Below are 17841 nucleotides of genomic sequence, written 5' to 3' on the forward strand. Positions count from 1 at the left end.
TCAGCTGTTTTATTAGCGCACGGAATTATTCTGTGATCTCTCTTCTCCTGCATTGGAGTCACGCAATGTCTGATTCTCCCGGAAAACTTAGGCTTGGTGCGCTGGTTGCACTTGTCGTGGGCTCAATGATTGGCGGCGGGATCTTTTCACTCCCGCAAAACATGGCCGCCAGTGCCGACGTAGGCGCCGTGTTGATTGGTTGGGTTATCACCGCCATCGGCATGTTGACCCTCGCATTCGTGTTCCAGACCCTCGCCAACCGCAAGCCCGATCTCGACGGCGGGGTGTACGCCTACGCCAAGGCCGGTTTCGGCGATTACATGGGGTTTTCATCAGCCTGGGGCTACTGGATCAGTGCCTGGCTGGGCAACGTCGGGTACTTCGTACTCTTGTTCAGCACCCTGGGTTACTTCTTCCCGATCTTTGGCGAAGGCAACACGCCAGCGGCGGTGATAGGTGCCTCGGTACTGCTGTGGGCGGTGCACTTTCTGGTGCTGCGCGGCATCAAGGAAGCAGCGTTCATCAACCTGGTGACCACGGTCGCCAAGGTCGTGCCGCTACTGCTGTTCGTGCTCATCGCCCTGTTCGCGTTCAAGCTGGACATCTTCACCGCTGACATCTGGGGTGTGAAAAACCCCGACCTGGGCAGTGTGATGAACCAGGTGCGCAACATGATGCTGGTCACCGTGTGGGTGTTCATCGGCATCGAAGGCGCGAGCATCTTTTCCTCCCGTGCCGAGAAACGCAGCGACGTGGGCAAGGCCACCGTGATTGGTTTTATCACTGTGCTGCTGTTCCTGATGCTGGTGAACGTGCTGTCTTTGGGGATCATGACCCAACCGGAACTGGCCAAGTTGCAGAACCCGTCGATGGCTGCCGTGCTTGAGCATGTGGTGGGCCACTGGGGTGCGGTGCTGATCAGCGTCGGCCTGATCATCTCGTTGCTGGGCGCGTTGCTGTCGTGGGTGCTTCTGTGTGCGGAGATCATGTTTGCCGCCGCCAAGGACCACACCATGCCGGAGTTCCTGCGCAAGGAAAACGCCAACCATGTGCCGGTCAACGCCCTGTGGCTGACCAACGCGATGGTGCAGATATTTTTGGTGATCACCCTGTTTTCCGCGAGCACCTACCTGTCGCTGATCTACCTCGCCACCTCGATGATCCTGGTGCCTTACCTGTGGTCGGCGGCCTACGCCCTGCTGCTGGCGGTGCGCGGCGAGACCTACGAAAACGCGCTCAAGGAGCGCAAGAAAGACCTGTTCATCGGCGCCATCGCCCTGATCTACGCGATCTGGCTGCTCTATGCCGGCGGCACCAAATACCTGCTGCTCTCCGCCCTGCTCTACGCCCCTGGCGCGATCCTGTTCGCCAAGGCCAAGCGTGAACTGGGCAAACCGATTTTCACCAACGTCGAGAAGCTGATTTTCGCCGCAGTGGTCATTGGCGCCCTGGTGGCGGCCTATGGGCTCTACGACGGCTTCCTGACTCTGTAATTGTATGTTCACTGGAGGATCTGTAATGACCACGGAAAAAGTTAAGTACGGCGTACATTCCGAAGCCGGCAAACTGCGCAAAGTCATGGTGTGCTCCCCAGGTTTGGCCCACCAGCGGCTGACCCCCAACAACTGCGACGAGCTGCTGTTCGATGACGTGCTGTGGGTGGCCCAGGCCAAACGCGACCACTTCGACTTCGTGACCAAGATGCGCGAGCGGGATATTGATGTGCTGGAAATGCACAACCTGCTCACCGATATCGTCGCCATCCCCGAAGCGCTGGACTGGATCCTGCAACGCAAGATCACCGCCAACACCGTGGGCCTGGGCCTGGTCGACGAAGTCGGCTCGTGGCTGCGTAGCCTGGAGCCGCGCAAGATCAGCGAGTATTTGATCGGTGGCGTATCGGCCGATGACCTGCCGAGCAGTTTCGGTGGCAAGACCATCGAGATGTTCCGCGACTTCCTCGGCCACGCCAGCTTCATCCTGCCGCCGCTGCCCAACACCCAGTTCACCCGCGACACCACCTGCTGGATCTACGGCGGCGTAACGCTCAACCCGATGTACTGGCCGGCGCGACGCCAGGAAACCCTGCTGACCTCCGCCATCTACAAGTTCCACCCGGAGTTCACCAACGCAGATTTCCAGATCTGGTACGGCGACCCCGACCAGGAGCACGGCGCTGCCACACTGGAAGGCGGCGACGTGATGCCGATTGGCAACGGCGTGGTGTTGATCGGCATGGGCGAGCGCTCGTCCCACCAGGCCATCGGCCAACTGGCGCGCAACCTGTTCAAGAACAAAGCGGTGGAGCGCGTCATCGTGGCCGGCCTGCCCAAATCCCGCGCCGCGATGCACCTGGACACCGTGTTCAGCTTCTGCGACCGCGACCTGGTCACCGTCTTCCCGGAAGTGGTCAACCAGATCGTGCCGTTCACCCTGCGCCCTGACGAAAGCAAGCCTCACGGTATCGACATTCAACGGGAGAAAACCAACTTCCTCGAAACCGTCGCCGCAGCGCTCAACCTCAAGGCACTGCGCGTGGTCGAGACCGGCGGCAACAGCTTCGCCGCCGAACGCGAGCAATGGGATGACGGCAACAACGTGGTGGCCGTGGAACCGGGCGTGGTGATTGGCTACGACCGCAACACCTACACCAACACCCTGCTGCGCAAGGCCGGTGTAGAAGTCATCACCATCAGCGCCGGTGAGCTCGGCCGTGGCCGTGGCGGCGGCCACTGCATGACCTGCCCGATCATCCGCGACCCTATCGACTATTAAGGAGATTCCATCATGGCTTTCAATATGCGCAACCGCAGCCTGCTGTCGCTGATGCACCACACTACTCGCGAACTGAACTACCTGCTGGACCTGTCCCGCGACCTCAAGCGCGCTAAGTACACCGGCACCGAGCGTCCGCACCTGCAAGGCAAGAACATCGCGTTGATCTTCGAAAAAACCTCGACCCGCACCCGTTGCGCCTTCGAAGTCGCGGCCCATGACCAGGGCGCCCACGTCACCTACATCGACCCGGTGTCGTCGCAGATCGGCCACAAAGAAAGCATGAAAGACACCGCCCGTGTCCTGGGCCGGATGTTCGATGCCATCGAGTACCGTGGCTTCGAACAGGAAATCGTCGAAGAGCTGGCCAAGTTCGCCGGTGTGCCGGTGTTCAACGGCCTCACTGCCGAATTCCACCCGACCCAAATGATCGCCGACACCCTGACCATGCGCGAACACAGCGACAAGCCGCTGCATGACATCAGCTACGCCTACCTCGGGGACGCCCGCTACAACATGGGCAACTCGCTGCTGATGATCGGCGCCAAGCTCGGCATGGACGTGCGCATCGGCGCGCCGAAAGCGCTGTGGCCGCACGAGGATTTCATCAAGCAATGCCAGGCGTTTGCCGAGGAAAGCGGCGCACGCATCACCATCACTGAAGACCCGAAAGAAGCAGTGAAGGGCGTGGACTTCATCCACACCGATATCTGGGTGTCCATGGGCGAGCCGGTGGAAGCGTGGGACGAGCGTATCGAGCAACTGCTGCCGTACCAGGTCAACGCCAAGATGATGAAAGCCTCGGGCAACCCCCGGGTGAAATTCATGCACTGCTTGCCGGCGTTCCATAACAGCGAAACCAAGGTCGGCAAGGACATCGCTGCGCGCTATCCGCACCTGGCCAACGGCGTGGAAGTGACCGAGGAAGTCTTCGAGTCGCCGGCCAATATCGCGTTTGAGCAGGCGGAAAACCGCATGCATACCATCAAGGCGATCCTGGTGTCGGCGTTGGCAGACATTTAATTTCCACGGTGTGAACACCGTCAGTGTGGGAGCTGGCTTGCCTGCGATAGCGGTGGGCCTGGCAACAGCAGGTCGCCTGCCAGGCCCCCATCGCAGGCAAGCCAGCTCCCACATTGACCAAGGTGTTCATGCGTTCCCTGAAAGGACATTCTCTATGCGCATCGTCGTAGCCCTGGGCGGCAATGCCCTCCTGCGCCGTGGTGAACCCATGACCGCAGACAACCAACGCGCCAATATCCGCATCGCTACCGAACAGATCGCCAAGATCCACGCCGGCAACGAGCTGGTGATCGCCCACGGCAATGGCCCGCAAGTCGGCCTGCTGTCGTTGCAGGCGGCGGCCTACACCAGCGTCTCACCCTACCCGCTGGACGTACTGGGCGCTGAAACCGAAGGCATGATCGGCTACATCATCGAACAGGAACTTGGCAACCTGCTGGACTTTGAAGTGCCGTTCGCCACTCTGCTCACCCAGGTGGAAGTGGACGCCAAGGACCCGGCCTTCCAGAACCCCACCAAGCCTATTGGCCCGGTGTATGCCAAAGCCGAGGCGGAACAACTCGCCGCCGAAAAAGGCTGGGCCATCGCACCCGATGGCGACAAATACCGCCGTGTGGTTGCCAGCCCGCGCCCCAAACGCATCTTTGAAATCCGCCCGATCAAATGGCTGCTGGAGAAAAAAGCCATCGTGATCTGCGCCGGCGGCGGCGGCATCCCGACGATGTATGGCGAAGACGGCAAGCTGCGCGGCATTGAAGCGGTGATCGACAAAGACCTGTGCTCGTCGCTGCTGGCCGCGCAACTGGACGCCGACCTGCTGGTAATCGCCACCGACGTCAATGCCGCTTTTATCGACTTCGGCAAGCCAACCCAGAAGGCCATCGGCCAGGCCCACCCGGACGACATGGAAAAACTCGGCTTCGCCGCGGGCTCCATGGGCCCCAAGGTACAGGCAGCCTGCGAGTTCGCCCGCCAGACTGGCAAAACCGCGGTGATCGGTTCACTCTCGGACATCGAAGCCATCGTCCAGGGCAGCGCCGGCACCCGCATCAGCACGGCCACACCTGGCATCACCTATCTGTGAAGTAGAGGAGAAACGCCTATGGCTATCTTTGAACCCGGTCACTTGCACGTCGAACGTCACGCGCTCAACAAGGACGACTACAGCTACAACCTGTGCATCGACTATGAAGTCAGCCAGGACCCCAAGGAAGGCAAAGGCATGTTATTCAAACTGCACGGTTCGGTGCAGGGCAAGGACCTCAAGGAGGAGTTCTTCCTGCCCAAGGACCAGGCATTCGACTTTGCGCGGCATGCAATGAACATCGCGCAGAAATACGGCATGCCGAAGGTCGCGGTGTTGAACGGTTCGATGCACAAGCAGTACGACTTGATGTTCGAGGACGTGCGGCATCAGTTGGATGTGAAGCCAGGAGACCCGGTCAAACCCGAACACCTGGAGTAACCCCGCCCCCACAGCCAAAACAGATCAAGTGTGGGAGCTGGCTTGCCTGCGATAGCGGTGGATCAGTCGCCGCAAGTATTGACTGATCGTTCGCCGTCGCAGGCAACCCCCCTCCCACATTTTTGATCTCCATCACCTCTCAGGCATACTTGCCACCTCTGCTCTCCAGAATTGCCAACCGCCCCATGCGTATCCACGTCAGCTTCATCGACCGCGTCGGCATCACCCAGGAAGTCCTGGCCTTGCTCGGTGGGCGCAATCTCAACCTGGATGCGGTGGAGATGGTGCCGCCCAACGTCTATATCGACGCCCCCACCCTCAGCGCCGAGGTGCTCGAAGAGCTGCGCGATGCGTTGTTCAGCGTGCACGGCGTGCAAGCGGTGAAGGTGGTCGACATCCTCCCGGGCCAACGCCGCCACCTGCAACTGGACGCCCTGCTGGCAGCCATGACCGACCCGGTGCTGGCCCTGGACAGCGCGGGCAAGATTTTGCTGGCCAACCCGGCATTGATCGCGCTGTACGGGCGCGAACCTGCCGGCGAAAGCATCGCCGAGTTGTTCAACGACCCTGCGCTGCTGGAGACCTTGCTGGAGCATGGCTTTCGCTTGCCGTTGCGCGAGATCAGCGTCAATGGCCAGACCCTGCTGCTGGACGCCACGCCGATCACCGACGCCGGTGCCCTGCTCACCCTCTACCAGCCCAACCGCATCGGCGAACAGCTATCGGCGCTGCACCACGACCATGCTGAAGGTTTTGATGCGCTGCTGGGCGAATCCCCGGCGATCCGCACCCTCAAGGCCCGGGCACAACGGGTGGCGGCGCTGGATGCACCGCTGCTGATCCAGGGCGAAACCGGCACCGGCAAGGAGCTGGTGGCCCGCGCCTGCCACGCGATCAGCACGCGCCACAGTGCGCCGTTTTTGGCGTTGAACTGCGCGGCGCTGCCGGAAAACCTCGCCGAAAGCGAGTTGTTCGGTTACGCCCCTGGCGCCTTTACCGGCGCCCAGCGCGGTGGCAAGCCAGGGCTGATGGAACTGGCGAACCAGGGCACGGTGTTTCTCGATGAGATCGGCGAGATGTCACCGTACCTGCAAGCCAAGTTGCTGCGTTTTCTCAATGACGGCAGCTTTCGTCGGGTGGGCGGTGACCGTGAGGTGAAGGTCAATGTGCGCATCCTCAGCGCTACCCACCGCGACCTGGAAAAAATGGTCAGTGAGGGCACCTTTCGCGAAGACCTGTTCTACCGCCTCAATGTGCTTAACGTTGAAGTGCCGCCGCTGCGCGAACGCGGCCAGGACATCCTGCTGCTGGCCCGCTATTTCATGCAGCAAGCCTGCGCGCAGATCCAGCGCCCGGTCTGCCGCCTGGCGCCCGGCACTTACCCGGCGCTGCTGGGCAACCGCTGGCCGGGCAACGTGCGGCAACTGCAAAACGTGATCTTCCGCGCTGCGGCCATCTGCGAAGGAAGCCTGGTAGATATCGGCGACCTGGACATCGCCGGTACGTCGGTGGCGCGCCAGAGCGATGGCGAAGTCGACAGCCTGGAACAGGCGGTGGAAGACTTTGAGCGCGATCTGCTGGAAAAGCTCTACGCCAGCTACCCCTCGACGCGCCAGCTCGCCAGCCGCCTACAGACCTCACATACCGCAATTGCCCATCGCTTGCGCAAATACGGCATCCCCAACAAACCCTGATTCAAGTTGGAATACAAACAAATGTGGGAGCAAGCCCCCTCCCACATTTGGAGAGCATTCCAAAATTTGGTCCAGGAACGACATTCAGTGTACTGAAAGCGCTACAGCGTAACGATATCGCTACAACCCTGTTTTTTACGCGCCATGCAAGGCTTTGATCCACATAGGCTTTTTTTAACGCACTCGACTGTAGCGAAATCGCTACACCCAAACACGCCAACGTTATAGCTATTTTCATCAAGTATCTGATTTATAAAGACTTAATAACCTTGGCCGCAATATTGCTAAGCAACTCCCCATTATTCCAATCCCGTCCACCAGACGATTCTGGCCCTGAGGAGTTTCCATGAGCGAGTTGCGTTTCACTGAAGATCACGAATGGCTGCGCGCCGAAGCCGATGGCAGCGTCACCGTGGGCATCACCGCTTTCGCGCAGAACGCGCTGGGTGATGTGGTTTTCGTGCAACTGCCGGAGTTGCAGGCTTACGACAAGGGCGCCGAAGCCTCCACCGTGGAATCGGTCAAAGCCGCCAGCGGCGTCTACATGCCGCTGGACGGTGAAGTGCTGGAAGTGAACGACAAACTCGATGGCAGCCCGGAACTGGTCAACGAAGACCCGATGGGCGAAGGCTGGTTCTTCCGCTTTAAACCCGCCGACGCCGATGCAGTGGCTAAGCTGTTGGATCAGGATGCGTACGACCGTCTGATCAAAGCCAACGCAGAAGCCTGAGGAGCGCGCCATGACCGTTAATCTGACCACCGCCAACGAATTCATCGCCCGCCACATCGGCCCGCGCCAGGAAGATGAGCAGCAAATGCTCGCCAGCCTGGGCTTTGATTCCCTCGAAGCCCTCAGCGCCAGCGTGATCCCGGAAAGCATCAAGGGTACCAGCGTGCTCGGCCTGGAAGACGGCTTGAGCGAAGCAGAGGCCCTGGCCAAGATCAAGGCCATTGCCGGAAAGAACCAACTGTTCAAGACCTACATCGGCCAGGGCTATTACAACTGCCACACGCCGTCGCCGATCCTGCGCAACCTGCTGGAAAACCCGGCCTGGTACACCGCTTACACGCCCTATCAACCCGAGATTTCCCAGGGCCGCCTGGAAGCGCTGCTCAATTTCCAGACCCTGATCAGCGACCTCACCGGCCTGCCGATTGCCAACGCTTCCCTGCTCGATGAAGCCACCGCCGCCGCCGAAGCCATGACCTTCTGCAAGCGCCTGAGCAAGAACAAAGGCAGCAACGCATTCTTCGCTTCGGTGCACAGCCACCCGCAAACCCTCGACGTACTGCGCACCCGTGCCGAGCCACTGGGCATCGACGTGGTGGTGGGCGATGAGCGCGAACTGACCGACGTCAGCCCGTTCTTCGGCGCCCTGCTGCAATACCCGGCCAGCAACGGCGATGTATTCGATTACCGCGAACTGACCGAGCGCTTCCACGCCGCCAACGCACTGGTAGCCGTGGCCGCCGACCTGCTGGCCCTGACCCTGCTGACCCCGCCGGGTGAATTCGGCGCCGACGTCGCTATTGGCAGCGCACAACGCTTCGGCGTGCCGCTGGGCTTCGGTGGCCCGCACGCGGCGTACTTCTCCACCAAGGATGCGTTCAAGCGCGATATGCCAGGCCGTCTGGTCGGCGTGTCGGTAGACCGCTTCGGCAGGCCGGCCCTGCGCCTGGCCATGCAGACTCGCGAGCAACATATCCGCCGCGAGAAAGCCACCAGCAATATCTGCACCGCCCAAGTGCTGCTGGCCAATATCGCCAGCATGTACGCCGTGTACCACGGCCCCAAGGGCCTGACCCAGATCGCCCAGCGCATTCACCAGTTGACCGCGATCCTGGCCAAGGGCTTGACGGCCCTGGGCTTGAAAGTCGAGCAGCAACACTTCTTCGACACCCTGACAATCAACACCGGCACCCACACCGCCGCCCTGCATGACAAGGCCCGCGCCCAGCGCATCAACCTGCGCGTCGTGGACGCCGAGCGTGTTGGCCTGTCGGTCGACGAAACCACCACCCAGGCTGATATCCAGGCCTTGTGGGCCATCTTCGCCGACGGCAAAACCCTGCCGGCCTTCGCTGCAACCGACAGCACCCTGCCGGCCGCCCTGCTGCGCCAGTCGCCGATCCTCAGCCACCCGGTGTTCAACCGCTATCACTCCGAAACCGAGCTGATGCGCTACCTGCGCAAGCTGGCCGACAAGGACCTGGCACTGGACCGCACCATGATCCCGCTGGGTTCGTGCACCATGAAGCTCAACGCCGCCAGCGAAATGATCCCGGTGACCTGGGCCGAGTTCGGTGCCCTGCACCCTTTCGCCCCCGCCGCGCAAAGCGCCGGCTACCTGCAACTGACCACCGAACTGGAAGCCATGCTCTGCGCGGCGACCGGCTACGATGCGATCTCCTTGCAGCCCAACGCGGGTTCCCAGGGTGAATACGCAGGCCTCCTGGCCATCCGCGCCTATCACCAGAGCCGTGGCGAAGAACGTCGCGACATCTGCCTGATCCCGTCGTCGGCCCACGGCACCAATCCCGCCACCGCCAACATGGCCGGTATGCGCGTAGTGGTAACCGCTTGCGATGCGCGCGGCAACGTGGACATCGAAGACCTGCGCGCCAAGGCCATCGAACACCGTGAGCACCTCGCCGCGCTGATGATCACCTACCCGTCCACTCACGGTGTGTTCGAGGAAGGCATCCGCGAAATCTGCGCGATCATCCACGACAACGGCGGCCAGGTGTACATCGACGGCGCCAACATGAACGCGATGGTCGGCCTCTGCGCACCGGGCAAGTTCGGCGGCGACGTGTCCCACCTGAACCTGCACAAGACCTTCTGCATCCCCCATGGCGGTGGCGGCCCGGGTGTTGGCCCGATTGGCGTCAAGTCGCACCTCACGCCGTTCCTGCCCGGCCACGCGGCCATGGAACGCAAGGAAGGCGCGGTATGCGCCGCACCGTTCGGCAGCGCGAGCATTTTGCCGATCACCTGGATGTACATCAGCATGATGGGCGGCGCCGGCCTCAAGCGCGCGTCGCAGTTGGCGATCCTGAATGCCAACTACATCTCCCGTCGCCTCGAAGAGCATTACCCCGTGCTCTATACCGGCAGCAACGGCCTGGTGGCCCACGAATGCATCCTCGACCTGCGCCCGTTGAAAGACAGCAGCGGCATCAGCGTGGACGACGTGGCCAAGCGCCTGATCGATTTTGGTTTCCATGCGCCGACCATGTCGTTCCCGGTGGCCGGCACCTTGATGATCGAGCCGACCGAAAGTGAATCCAAGGAAGAACTGGACCGCTTCTGCGACGCCATGATCGCCATCCGCGAAGAGATCCGTGCAGTGGAAAACGGCACGTTGGACAAGGACGACAACCCGCTCAAGAACGCGCCGCACACCGCTGCTGAACTGGTGGGCGAATGGAGCCACCCCTACAGCCGTGAGCAAGCGGTGTACCCGGTTGCTTCGCTGATCGAAGGCAAGTACTGGCCGCCGGTTGGCCGGGTCGACAATGTGTTTGGCGATCGTAACCTCGTTTGCGCATGCCCATCGATCGAGAGCTACGCCTGATCTGACTGGAGAAACGCGGTCATTATGGGAGCTGGCTTGCCTGCGATAGCGGTGTATCAGTTGACAGCGATGTTGCCTGAGCCACCGCGATCGCGGGCAAGCCCGGCTCCCACACTGACCGAGTCGGTATTCAGAAAATAATAAGAAACCGGAGAACAACTCATGTCTTTAAGCGTGTTCGACCTGTTCAAGATTGGCATCGGCCCCTCCAGCTCCCACACCGTCGGCCCGATGCGTGCGGCGGCTCGATTCGTCGAGGGCCTCAAGCGTGACAACCTGCTGAGCGCCACCACCGGCATCAAAGTGGAACTCTATGGCTCGCTCGGCGCCACCGGCAAAGGCCACGGCAGCGACAAGGCCGTACTGCTGGGCCTGGAAGGCGAACACCCGGACACCGTCAATACCGAAACCGTGGCTGCACGCCTGGCGCAGATGCGCAGCGACGGGCGCCTCAACCTGCTCGGAGAACACAGCATTGCGTTCAACGAGAAAGAACACCTGGCGATGATTCGCAAACCCCTCGCCTACCATCCCAACGGCATGATCTTCCGCGCCTTTGACGCCGCCGGCATCCAGATTCGCAGCCGCGAGTACTACTCGGTCGGTGGTGGGTTTGTGGTGGATGAAGACGCTGCCGGCGCCGACCGGATCGTCGAAGATGCAACGCCCTTGACCTTCCCGTTCAAGCACGCCAAGGACCTGCTCGGCCATTGCACCACCTATGGGCTGTCCATCAGCCAGGTGATGCTGACCAACGAAAGCGCCTGGCGCCCGGAAGCGGAAACCCGCAGCGGCCTGTTGAAAATCTGGCAGGTCATGCAGGACTGCGTCGACGCCGGCTGTCGCAACGAAGGCATCTTGCCCGGAGGCTTGAAGGTCAAGCGCCGGGCGGCGGCGCTGCACAGGCAATTGTGCAAGAACCCCGAGTCCGCCCTGCGCGACCCGCTGTCGGTGCTGGACTGGGTCAACCTCTACGCCCTGGCGGTCAACGAAGAAAACGCCAATGGCGGGCGCGTGGTCACCGCGCCCACCAACGGTGCAGCGGGGATCGTACCGGCGGTGCTGCATTACTACATGCGGTTTATCCCGGGCGCTAACGAAGACGGCGTGGTGCGCTTCCTGCTCACCGCCGCCGCCATCGGCATCCTGTACAAGGAAAACGCCTCGATCTCGGGCGCCGAAGTCGGCTGCCAGGGTGAAGTGGGCGTGGCCTGTTCCATGGCCGCGGGCGCCCTGTGCGAAGTGCTGGGCGGCAGCGTGTCCCAAGTGGAAAACGCCGCCGAGATCGGCATGGAACACAACCTCGGCCTGACCTGCGACCCGATTGGCGGGTTGGTGCAGGTGCCGTGCATCGAGCGCAATGCCATGGGCTCGGTGAAGGCGATCAATGCCGTGCGCATGGCCCTGCGCGGCGACGGGCAGCATTTTGTATCCCTCGACAAGGTCATCCGCACCATGCGCCAGACCGGCGCCGATATGAAAAGCAAATACAAGGAAACCGCCCGTGGCGGTTTGGCGGTCAACATTATCGAGTGCTGACGCCCACAAGCGCGTCGGCACGTTTTTCAGGAGCTGAATATGTCCACCGAAACCCTGTTGAAAACCCCTCTGCACGCCCTGCACCTCGAACTGGGCGCACGCATGGTGCCCTTCGCCGGCTACGACATGCCGGTGCAGTACCCGCTGGGTGTTATGAAAGAACACCAGCACACCCGTGATCAGGCCGGGTTGTTCGACGTGTCGCACATGGGCCAGATCCGCCTGACCGGTGCCAATGCCGCCAAGGCCCTGGAAACCCTGGTGCCGGTCGACATCATCGACCTGCCGGTGGGCATGCAGCGCTACGCCATGTTCACCAACGAGCAAGGCGGCATCCTCGACGACTTGATGGTGGCCAACCTGGGCAACGACGAACTGTTCCTGGTGGTCAATGCCGCCTGCAAGGACCAGGACCTGGCACACCTGCGTCAACACATCGGCGACCAATGCACCATCGAACCGCTGTTCGAAGAACGCGCCCTGCTGGCCCTGCAAGGCCCGGCTGCGGTGAAGGTGCTGGCGCGGTTGGCACCTGAAGTCACCCGGATGACCTTTATGCAATTCGCCACCCTGCGTTTGCTGGGCGTGGACTGCTATGTCAGCCGCTCCGGCTATACCGGTGAAGACGGCTTCGAAATCTCCGTGCCGGCTGAAAATGCCGAAAGCCTCGCACGCAGCCTGCTGGCCGAAGCCGAAGTACAGGCTATCGGCCTGGGCGCCCGCGATTCGCTGCGCCTGGAAGCCGGCCTGTGCCTGTACGGCCACGACATGAACACCGACACCACCCCGATCGAAGCCAGCCTGTTGTGGGCGATCTCCAAGGCCCGGCGTGCGGATGGCCCGCGTGCCGGCGCTTTCCCCGGCGCCGACCGGATCTTCACCCAGCAACAAGCCGGCGTCAGCCGCAAGCGCGTGGGCTTGCTGCCTCAGGAGCGCACCCCGGTGCGTGAAGGTGCAGAGATTGTCGACGAACACGGCACCGTGATCGGCACCGTGTGCAGCGGCGGTTTTGGCCCGAGCCTGGGGGGCCCGCTGGCCATGGGTTACCTGGACACGGCCTTCACTGCACTGGATACCGAAGTGTCTGCGTTGGTGCGTGGGAAAAAGGTGCCATTACGTGTAAGTAAAATGCCATTTGTGCCGCAACGTTACTATCGCGGCTGAGGGATTGTTTCTATAAGTAACGCGGTTGCGTTAACGTGCACTAAACTGTAACGCAACCGCCATAAAACAGTGCATTTACGATAGTCATTTTTATAGGAATAGCCCTATAACAAGTGAACTACTCTATCGAATAAGCCAGCCGTTCAGCATTCAACAAAGTGTCATGCACCCCAGCAAAACCGGGGCCTTGCGCGGGGCTTGTTTTTTTCATATTAGTTGGCGTAGAGTTTGCTCACTGTGTTTGCATGGGTCGCTTGGAACCTGGACCTGGGCAGTAGCTGAAGTAGTTGCTACAACCCGTTCGACGTCTCTTAACTTTCCTGCAACCCAGCCCAGTACTCTTTCGTGTGAAAGGGGCTGTCATTAATTTTTAGCGTCAAAGGAAAGAAGAAAATGGCTGAGCGTCAGAGCGGTACCGTCAAGTGGTTCAACGACGAAAAAGGCTTTGGTTTTATCACTCCTGAGAGCGGCCCGGATCTGTTCGTGCATTTCCGCGCTATTCAGGGCAATGGCTTCAAGAGCCTGAAGGAAGGCCAGAAGGTCACCTTCATTTCAGTACAAGGCCAAAAAGGCCTGCAGGCTGACGAAGTACAAGCAGAAGGCTGATCCCTACTGCGACAAAAAGCCCCTGATATGACATCAGGGGCTTTTTTATGGGCGCCATTGCGTAAACTGCGTGCTTTCTCCAGAGAGCCCTGCCATGTCCAAACCCCTGTTGAGCCCCCAGGGCGAATTCCCCGCCGTTGGCCTGGGCCGTCGCCTGGCAGCGATGTTCTATGACTTCCTGTTATGCACCGCCCTGCTGATCGTCACGGCGTTCATCTACAAGCTGGTGTGGATCGCCTTCATCGGCGAAGCGAAGATGCGCACACTCACCGAGTCCGGCGCGCTGGACGGTGACCCGTTGTTGTCGACGATCCTGTTGTTTGTACTGTTTGGTTTCTTCGCCAAGTTCTGGACCCATTCGGGGCAAACCCTGGGCATGCAGGTGTGGGGCGTACGCGTGCAAAACGCCGACGGCTCGCGGATCAGCCTGTGGCAGGCGTTGCTGCGTTTTGTGGTGTCGATTGCGTCGTGGTTGTGCGTGGGGCTGGGGTTTATCTGGTCGTTGTTCGATAAACACAAACGCAGCTGGCATGACATCTATTCGGATACGCAACTGGTGCGGATCCCGAAGCAAAAGAAGTAACTCAAGCACATCGCCGATCAACTGTGGGAGCTGGCTTGCCTGCGATAGCGGAGTAACAGTCACAGGTGCTTGGCTGCAAGACCGCTATCGCAGGCAAGCCAGCTCCCACATTTTGATTTGTGTTCAGGCGTTGCCGGCCAGTTTCAACCGTGCAGCCTGGGTAAAGTCCAACATCCGCTTGAGCGGCCGCACCGCCTGCGGAATCACCGACGGCTCGACGAAAATCTCGTTACTGCCCTCACGCAAACACTGCAATGTACGCTCCAGCGTATTCATCGCCATCCACGGGCAGTGCGCGCAGCTGCGGCACGCGGCGCCGTTGCCGGCGGTGGGTGCTTCGATGAAGATCTTGTCCGGACACAGCTGCTGCATCTTGTAGAAGATGCCGCGATCAGTCGCCACGATAAAGGTCTTGTTCGGCAAGCGCTGCGCCGCAGCGATCAGTTGGCTGGTGGAACCCACCGCGTCCGCCAATTCGATCACCGAAGTCGGTGACTCCGGATGCACCAGGATCGCCGCATCCGGGTACAGCGCCTTCATGTCTTCCAGCTGCTTGGACTTGAACTCTTCGTGCACGATGCAGGCACCGTCCCACAGCAGCATGTCGGCGCCGGTCTGGCGCTGGATGTAGGTGCCCAGGTGTTTGTCCGGGCCCCAGATAATGGTCTCGCCGTTGTCCATCAGGCTCTCGACGATTTCCAGCGCGCAACTGGAGGTCACCACCCAATCGGCGCGGGCTTTGACCGCGGCCGAGGTGTTGGCGTACACCACCACGGTGCGCTCGGGATGCTGATCACAAAATGCAGAAAACTCATCCACCGGGCACCCCAGGTCCAGGGAGCACGTCGCTTCCAGGGTAGGCATCAGAATGCGTTTTTCCGGGGTGAGGATCTTGGCGGTCTCCCCCATGAATCGCACACCGGCCACCAGCACGGTCTTGGCTGGGTGGGCTGCGCCGAAGCGGGCCATTTCCAGGGAGTCGGAAACACAGCCGCCAGTTTCTTCGGCCAGGGCCTGAATCACCGGGTCGCAGTAAAAGTGGGCGACCAGCACCGCGTCCTGAGCCTTGAGCTCGGCGGCGATGGCAGTACGCAAGCTTGCCTCTTCAGCAACGCTGAGAACCTTGGGCTGTTTGGCGTCGAGGTGGGCTTGAACCAGTAGGCGTTCGGAAATGTGCGTCATGTTCGCAAGACCTGCAGGCGCAGTAGCGCGAAAGTCGAGTGTACCACCGGCTCGGGAGCCCTTCGGGCGCCGCCGGACGAAGTGTTTTTGTTCATCAAGCACGGGTAAAGCTGAAGCTGCGCAAGGCTACAGAATATCCAATGGATTCAAAAGCCTAATCTGGCAACGAGGCGAGCTGCCGTCCCTTGATCGGGTCCAGCCGATTAGGCGAAGTCTTGACAACAATCCAAACCATCCCTCTGCCACTTAAACGCCTTTAAACGCAGGAATGACGGGCCTGTACACCTCAAGCCGCACCAAAAATGTGCATAAAAGCACTTAATTACGCGACCTTTCTTACGTATTGTGTGATAAATCCTACAGCGATGTAACAAACCGTCTACCACTCACTCAAGTGTGGCAAGTCCCGCTGAGTTCACTGTTTGGCTCGGGCGGATGCATCGCGTGTATTTCTACGTTTAAGGAAGTCGAGTGCCACATCAGCTCTCAACCGCACACCTGTGTTGTACCCGAAAACTGGGCATCGCCCTGCTCTGCCTGTGGGCACTGCCAGTGGCTGCCGCCGATGGCCCACAGCCCGGCCAGGAAGCCCTGCGCTTGCAGCAGCAACAGCAGCGCGATTTGCAGCAATTACAATTGGAGCAACGCCAGCGCCAAATGCAGCGCGGCAGTTTCGGCACGCAACCGGCCACGCCGGCCATGCCAAAAGAGACTGCCAAGGATGAAGGTTGCTGGCCCCTGAGCGGTACGCGTCTGGCCGGAGTTACGCTGTTCACCCGTAGCGAGCTGGACAAACACATCGAACCCTACCTGGCCCCGTGCATGGGTGTCACGCAGATCAACCGCCTGCTGGCGCAGATCACCCAGCTGTACGTCGAGGCCGGTTACATCGCCAGCCGCCCGTACCTGATCAGTGCGCCGGCCGCCGGGCAGCCGTTGGATATTCATGTCGAAGAAGGCTACCTGGAGGCCATCGAGTTGGCCGATCAGAGCCTGCCGGTGGCGCTGGGCGGGGCATTCCCCGGGATGCTCGGCAAACCGCTGAACCTGCGCGACCTGGAGCAGGGCCTGGACCAGCTCAACCGCCTGCGCTCGGTGGACCTGACCGCCGACATCGCCCCCGGCAGCACACCCGGCGCCTCACGCATCATCCTGCGCTCGCGCAGCAGTGCCTCGCGCTGGGCGCTCGGGCTTGGGGTCGATAACCTCGGCAGCGCCGGCACCGGGCGTGATCGCAACGCCATCAGCGTGAGCCTGGACAGCCCGTTGCAAATCAACGACTCGCTCAACCTGAGCTTCAGTGACACGCTCAACCATGGGCCACGCTACAGCCGCAGCCACAGCCTGTTCTATTCCATCCCTTACGGTTACTGGACCTACAGCCTGTTCGCCAGCCATGCCGAATACCGCTCACCGTTCAAGCTCAGCCGCACGACGCTTTACAACAGTGGCCGCACCGATCAGCTCAGCCTGCGCAGCGACCGCGTGCTGTGGCGCGACCAGAGCCACCAACTGAGCGCCAACCTGCAACTGGCCTACAAGGACGTCGACAGTTACCTGCAAAAGGTTCATCTGGACATTCAGAGCCCGACGCTGACGGTGGCCGAAGCGGGCCTCAACCTGTTCTGGCTCAACAGTGCGGTGTGGAACCTGGACGTCAATTACGCCCAGGGCCTGACGTGGTTCGGCGCCGATCGGGATGCCGACCAGGTGCAAAAAAAACACCCCAAGGCGCAGTTCCACAAGTACCGCGCCAACCTCACCCAATGGCGCAACGGCCAATGGTCAGCGCAGCCGTGGCAGTGGCAAAGCCAGCTGTCGGTGCAATACAGCCCGGACGCCCTGCCCGCCATCGAACAACTGCTGATCACCGACGACTCGGCGGTGCGCGGCTACCGCGAAAACAGCACCTCCGGCGCGCTTGGCGCGGTGTGGCGCAACACCCTGCGCCTGCCGCTTAACAGCGACTTACCGGTAAAGATCACCCCGCGCCTGGGCGTGGACAACGGCTGGGTCAAGCGCGAACACGGCGCCCAGAGCCAACGCCTGAGCGGTGCCAGTGCTGGGCTCAACCTGAGCTGGAAGAACGTGCAACTGGACATCGATTACCAACGCAACCTCAACACTCCCACAGGTTTTCGCCAGGAGCCGGAGGTCTGGCTGACACGCCTGAGCCTGCAAATATGAACCACCGCTGTTTTTAGCCTGAGACAACCGCCGTACCTGACCACC

General features: G+C 60.9%; 14 protein-coding genes. 13 read left to right on the forward strand and 1 reads right to left on the reverse strand.

Features of this window, described 5'->3' with window-relative positions; genetic code table 11:
• The first annotated feature begins 65 nt into the window (after positions 1–65).
• From arcD to PSEBG33_RS06030, 12 genes are all read left to right on the forward strand, one after another.
• The gene (gene arcD, locus PSEBG33_RS06085) at positions 66–1493 is read left to right on the forward strand and encodes an arginine-ornithine antiporter (RefSeq protein WP_005790833.1); all 1428 of its coding nucleotides are present in this window, start codon (positions 66–68) and stop codon (positions 1491–1493) included.
• A gap of 25 nt (positions 1494–1518) precedes the next feature.
• Positions 1519–2775, forward strand: a complete 1257-nt coding sequence (gene arcA / locus PSEBG33_RS06080; protein WP_005790835.1) for an arginine deiminase — start codon at positions 1519–1521, stop codon at positions 2773–2775.
• Positions 2776–2787: 12 nt separating this feature from the next.
• Positions 2788–3798, forward strand: coding sequence for an ornithine carbamoyltransferase (locus PSEBG33_RS06075; protein WP_005790837.1), 1011 nt, complete (start codon positions 2788–2790; stop codon positions 3796–3798).
• Between the two features lie 154 nt (positions 3799–3952).
• On the forward strand, positions 3953–4882 hold the full coding sequence (gene arcC, locus PSEBG33_RS06070; RefSeq protein ID WP_005790840.1) for a carbamate kinase: 930 nt from the start codon (positions 3953–3955) through the stop codon (positions 4880–4882).
• An 18-nt stretch (positions 4883–4900) separates the two neighbouring features.
• Positions 4901–5263 carry a DUF5064 family protein gene (locus PSEBG33_RS06065; RefSeq protein WP_005790842.1) on the forward strand — a complete coding sequence of 121 codons (363 nt, stop codon included), beginning with the start codon at positions 4901–4903 and terminating at the stop codon, positions 5261–5263.
• A 185-nt stretch (positions 5264–5448) separates the two neighbouring features.
• The gene (locus PSEBG33_RS06060; RefSeq protein WP_005790844.1) at positions 5449–6957 is read left to right on the forward strand and encodes a sigma-54-dependent transcriptional regulator; all 1509 of its coding nucleotides are present in this window, start codon (positions 5449–5451) and stop codon (positions 6955–6957) included.
• 346 nt (positions 6958–7303) lie between these two features.
• A complete protein-coding gene (gcvH, locus tag PSEBG33_RS06055) occupies positions 7304–7687 on the forward strand; it encodes a glycine cleavage system protein GcvH (protein WP_005790845.1) in 384 nt (127 codons plus the stop codon).
• 10 nt (positions 7688–7697) lie between these two features.
• Positions 7698–10535, forward strand: a complete 2838-nt coding sequence (gene gcvP, locus PSEBG33_RS06050; RefSeq protein WP_005790846.1) for an aminomethyl-transferring glycine dehydrogenase — start codon at positions 7698–7700, stop codon at positions 10533–10535.
• A gap of 162 nt (positions 10536–10697) precedes the next feature.
• The gene (locus PSEBG33_RS06045; RefSeq protein WP_005790847.1) at positions 10698–12074 is read left to right on the forward strand and encodes an L-serine ammonia-lyase; all 1377 of its coding nucleotides are present in this window, start codon (positions 10698–10700) and stop codon (positions 12072–12074) included.
• Between the two features lie 39 nt (positions 12075–12113).
• Positions 12114–13238, forward strand: a complete 1125-nt coding sequence (gene gcvT, locus PSEBG33_RS06040; RefSeq protein WP_005790848.1) for a glycine cleavage system aminomethyltransferase GcvT — start codon at positions 12114–12116, stop codon at positions 13236–13238.
• A gap of 393 nt (positions 13239–13631) precedes the next feature.
• Positions 13632–13844 carry a cold-shock protein gene (locus PSEBG33_RS06035; RefSeq protein WP_005790849.1) on the forward strand — a complete coding sequence of 71 codons (213 nt, stop codon included), beginning with the start codon at positions 13632–13634 and terminating at the stop codon, positions 13842–13844.
• A 94-nt stretch (positions 13845–13938) separates the two neighbouring features.
• Positions 13939–14427, forward strand: coding sequence for an RDD family protein (locus tag PSEBG33_RS06030; protein WP_005790850.1), 489 nt, complete (start codon positions 13939–13941; stop codon positions 14425–14427).
• 123 nt (positions 14428–14550) lie between these two features.
• On the opposite strand, the gene nadA is transcribed toward PSEBG33_RS06030, so the two are convergent.
• Positions 14551–15609, reverse strand: a complete 1059-nt coding sequence (gene nadA / locus PSEBG33_RS06025) for a quinolinate synthase NadA (RefSeq protein ID WP_005790851.1) — start codon at positions 15607–15609, stop codon at positions 14551–14553.
• Positions 15610–16080: 471 nt separating this feature from the next.
• On the opposite strand from nadA, the gene PSEBG33_RS06020 reads away from it, so the two are divergent.
• Positions 16081–17796: a ShlB/FhaC/HecB family hemolysin secretion/activation protein gene (locus tag PSEBG33_RS06020; RefSeq protein WP_005790852.1), complete on the forward strand. Its 1716-nt coding sequence runs from the start codon at positions 16081–16083 to the stop codon at positions 17794–17796.
• Positions 17797–17841: the final 45 nt, after the last annotated feature.

It is taken from the genome of Pseudomonas synxantha BG33R (genome assembly GCF_000263715.2).
Lineage (GTDB): Bacteria > Pseudomonadota > Gammaproteobacteria > Pseudomonadales > Pseudomonadaceae > Aquipseudomonas > Aquipseudomonas synxantha_A.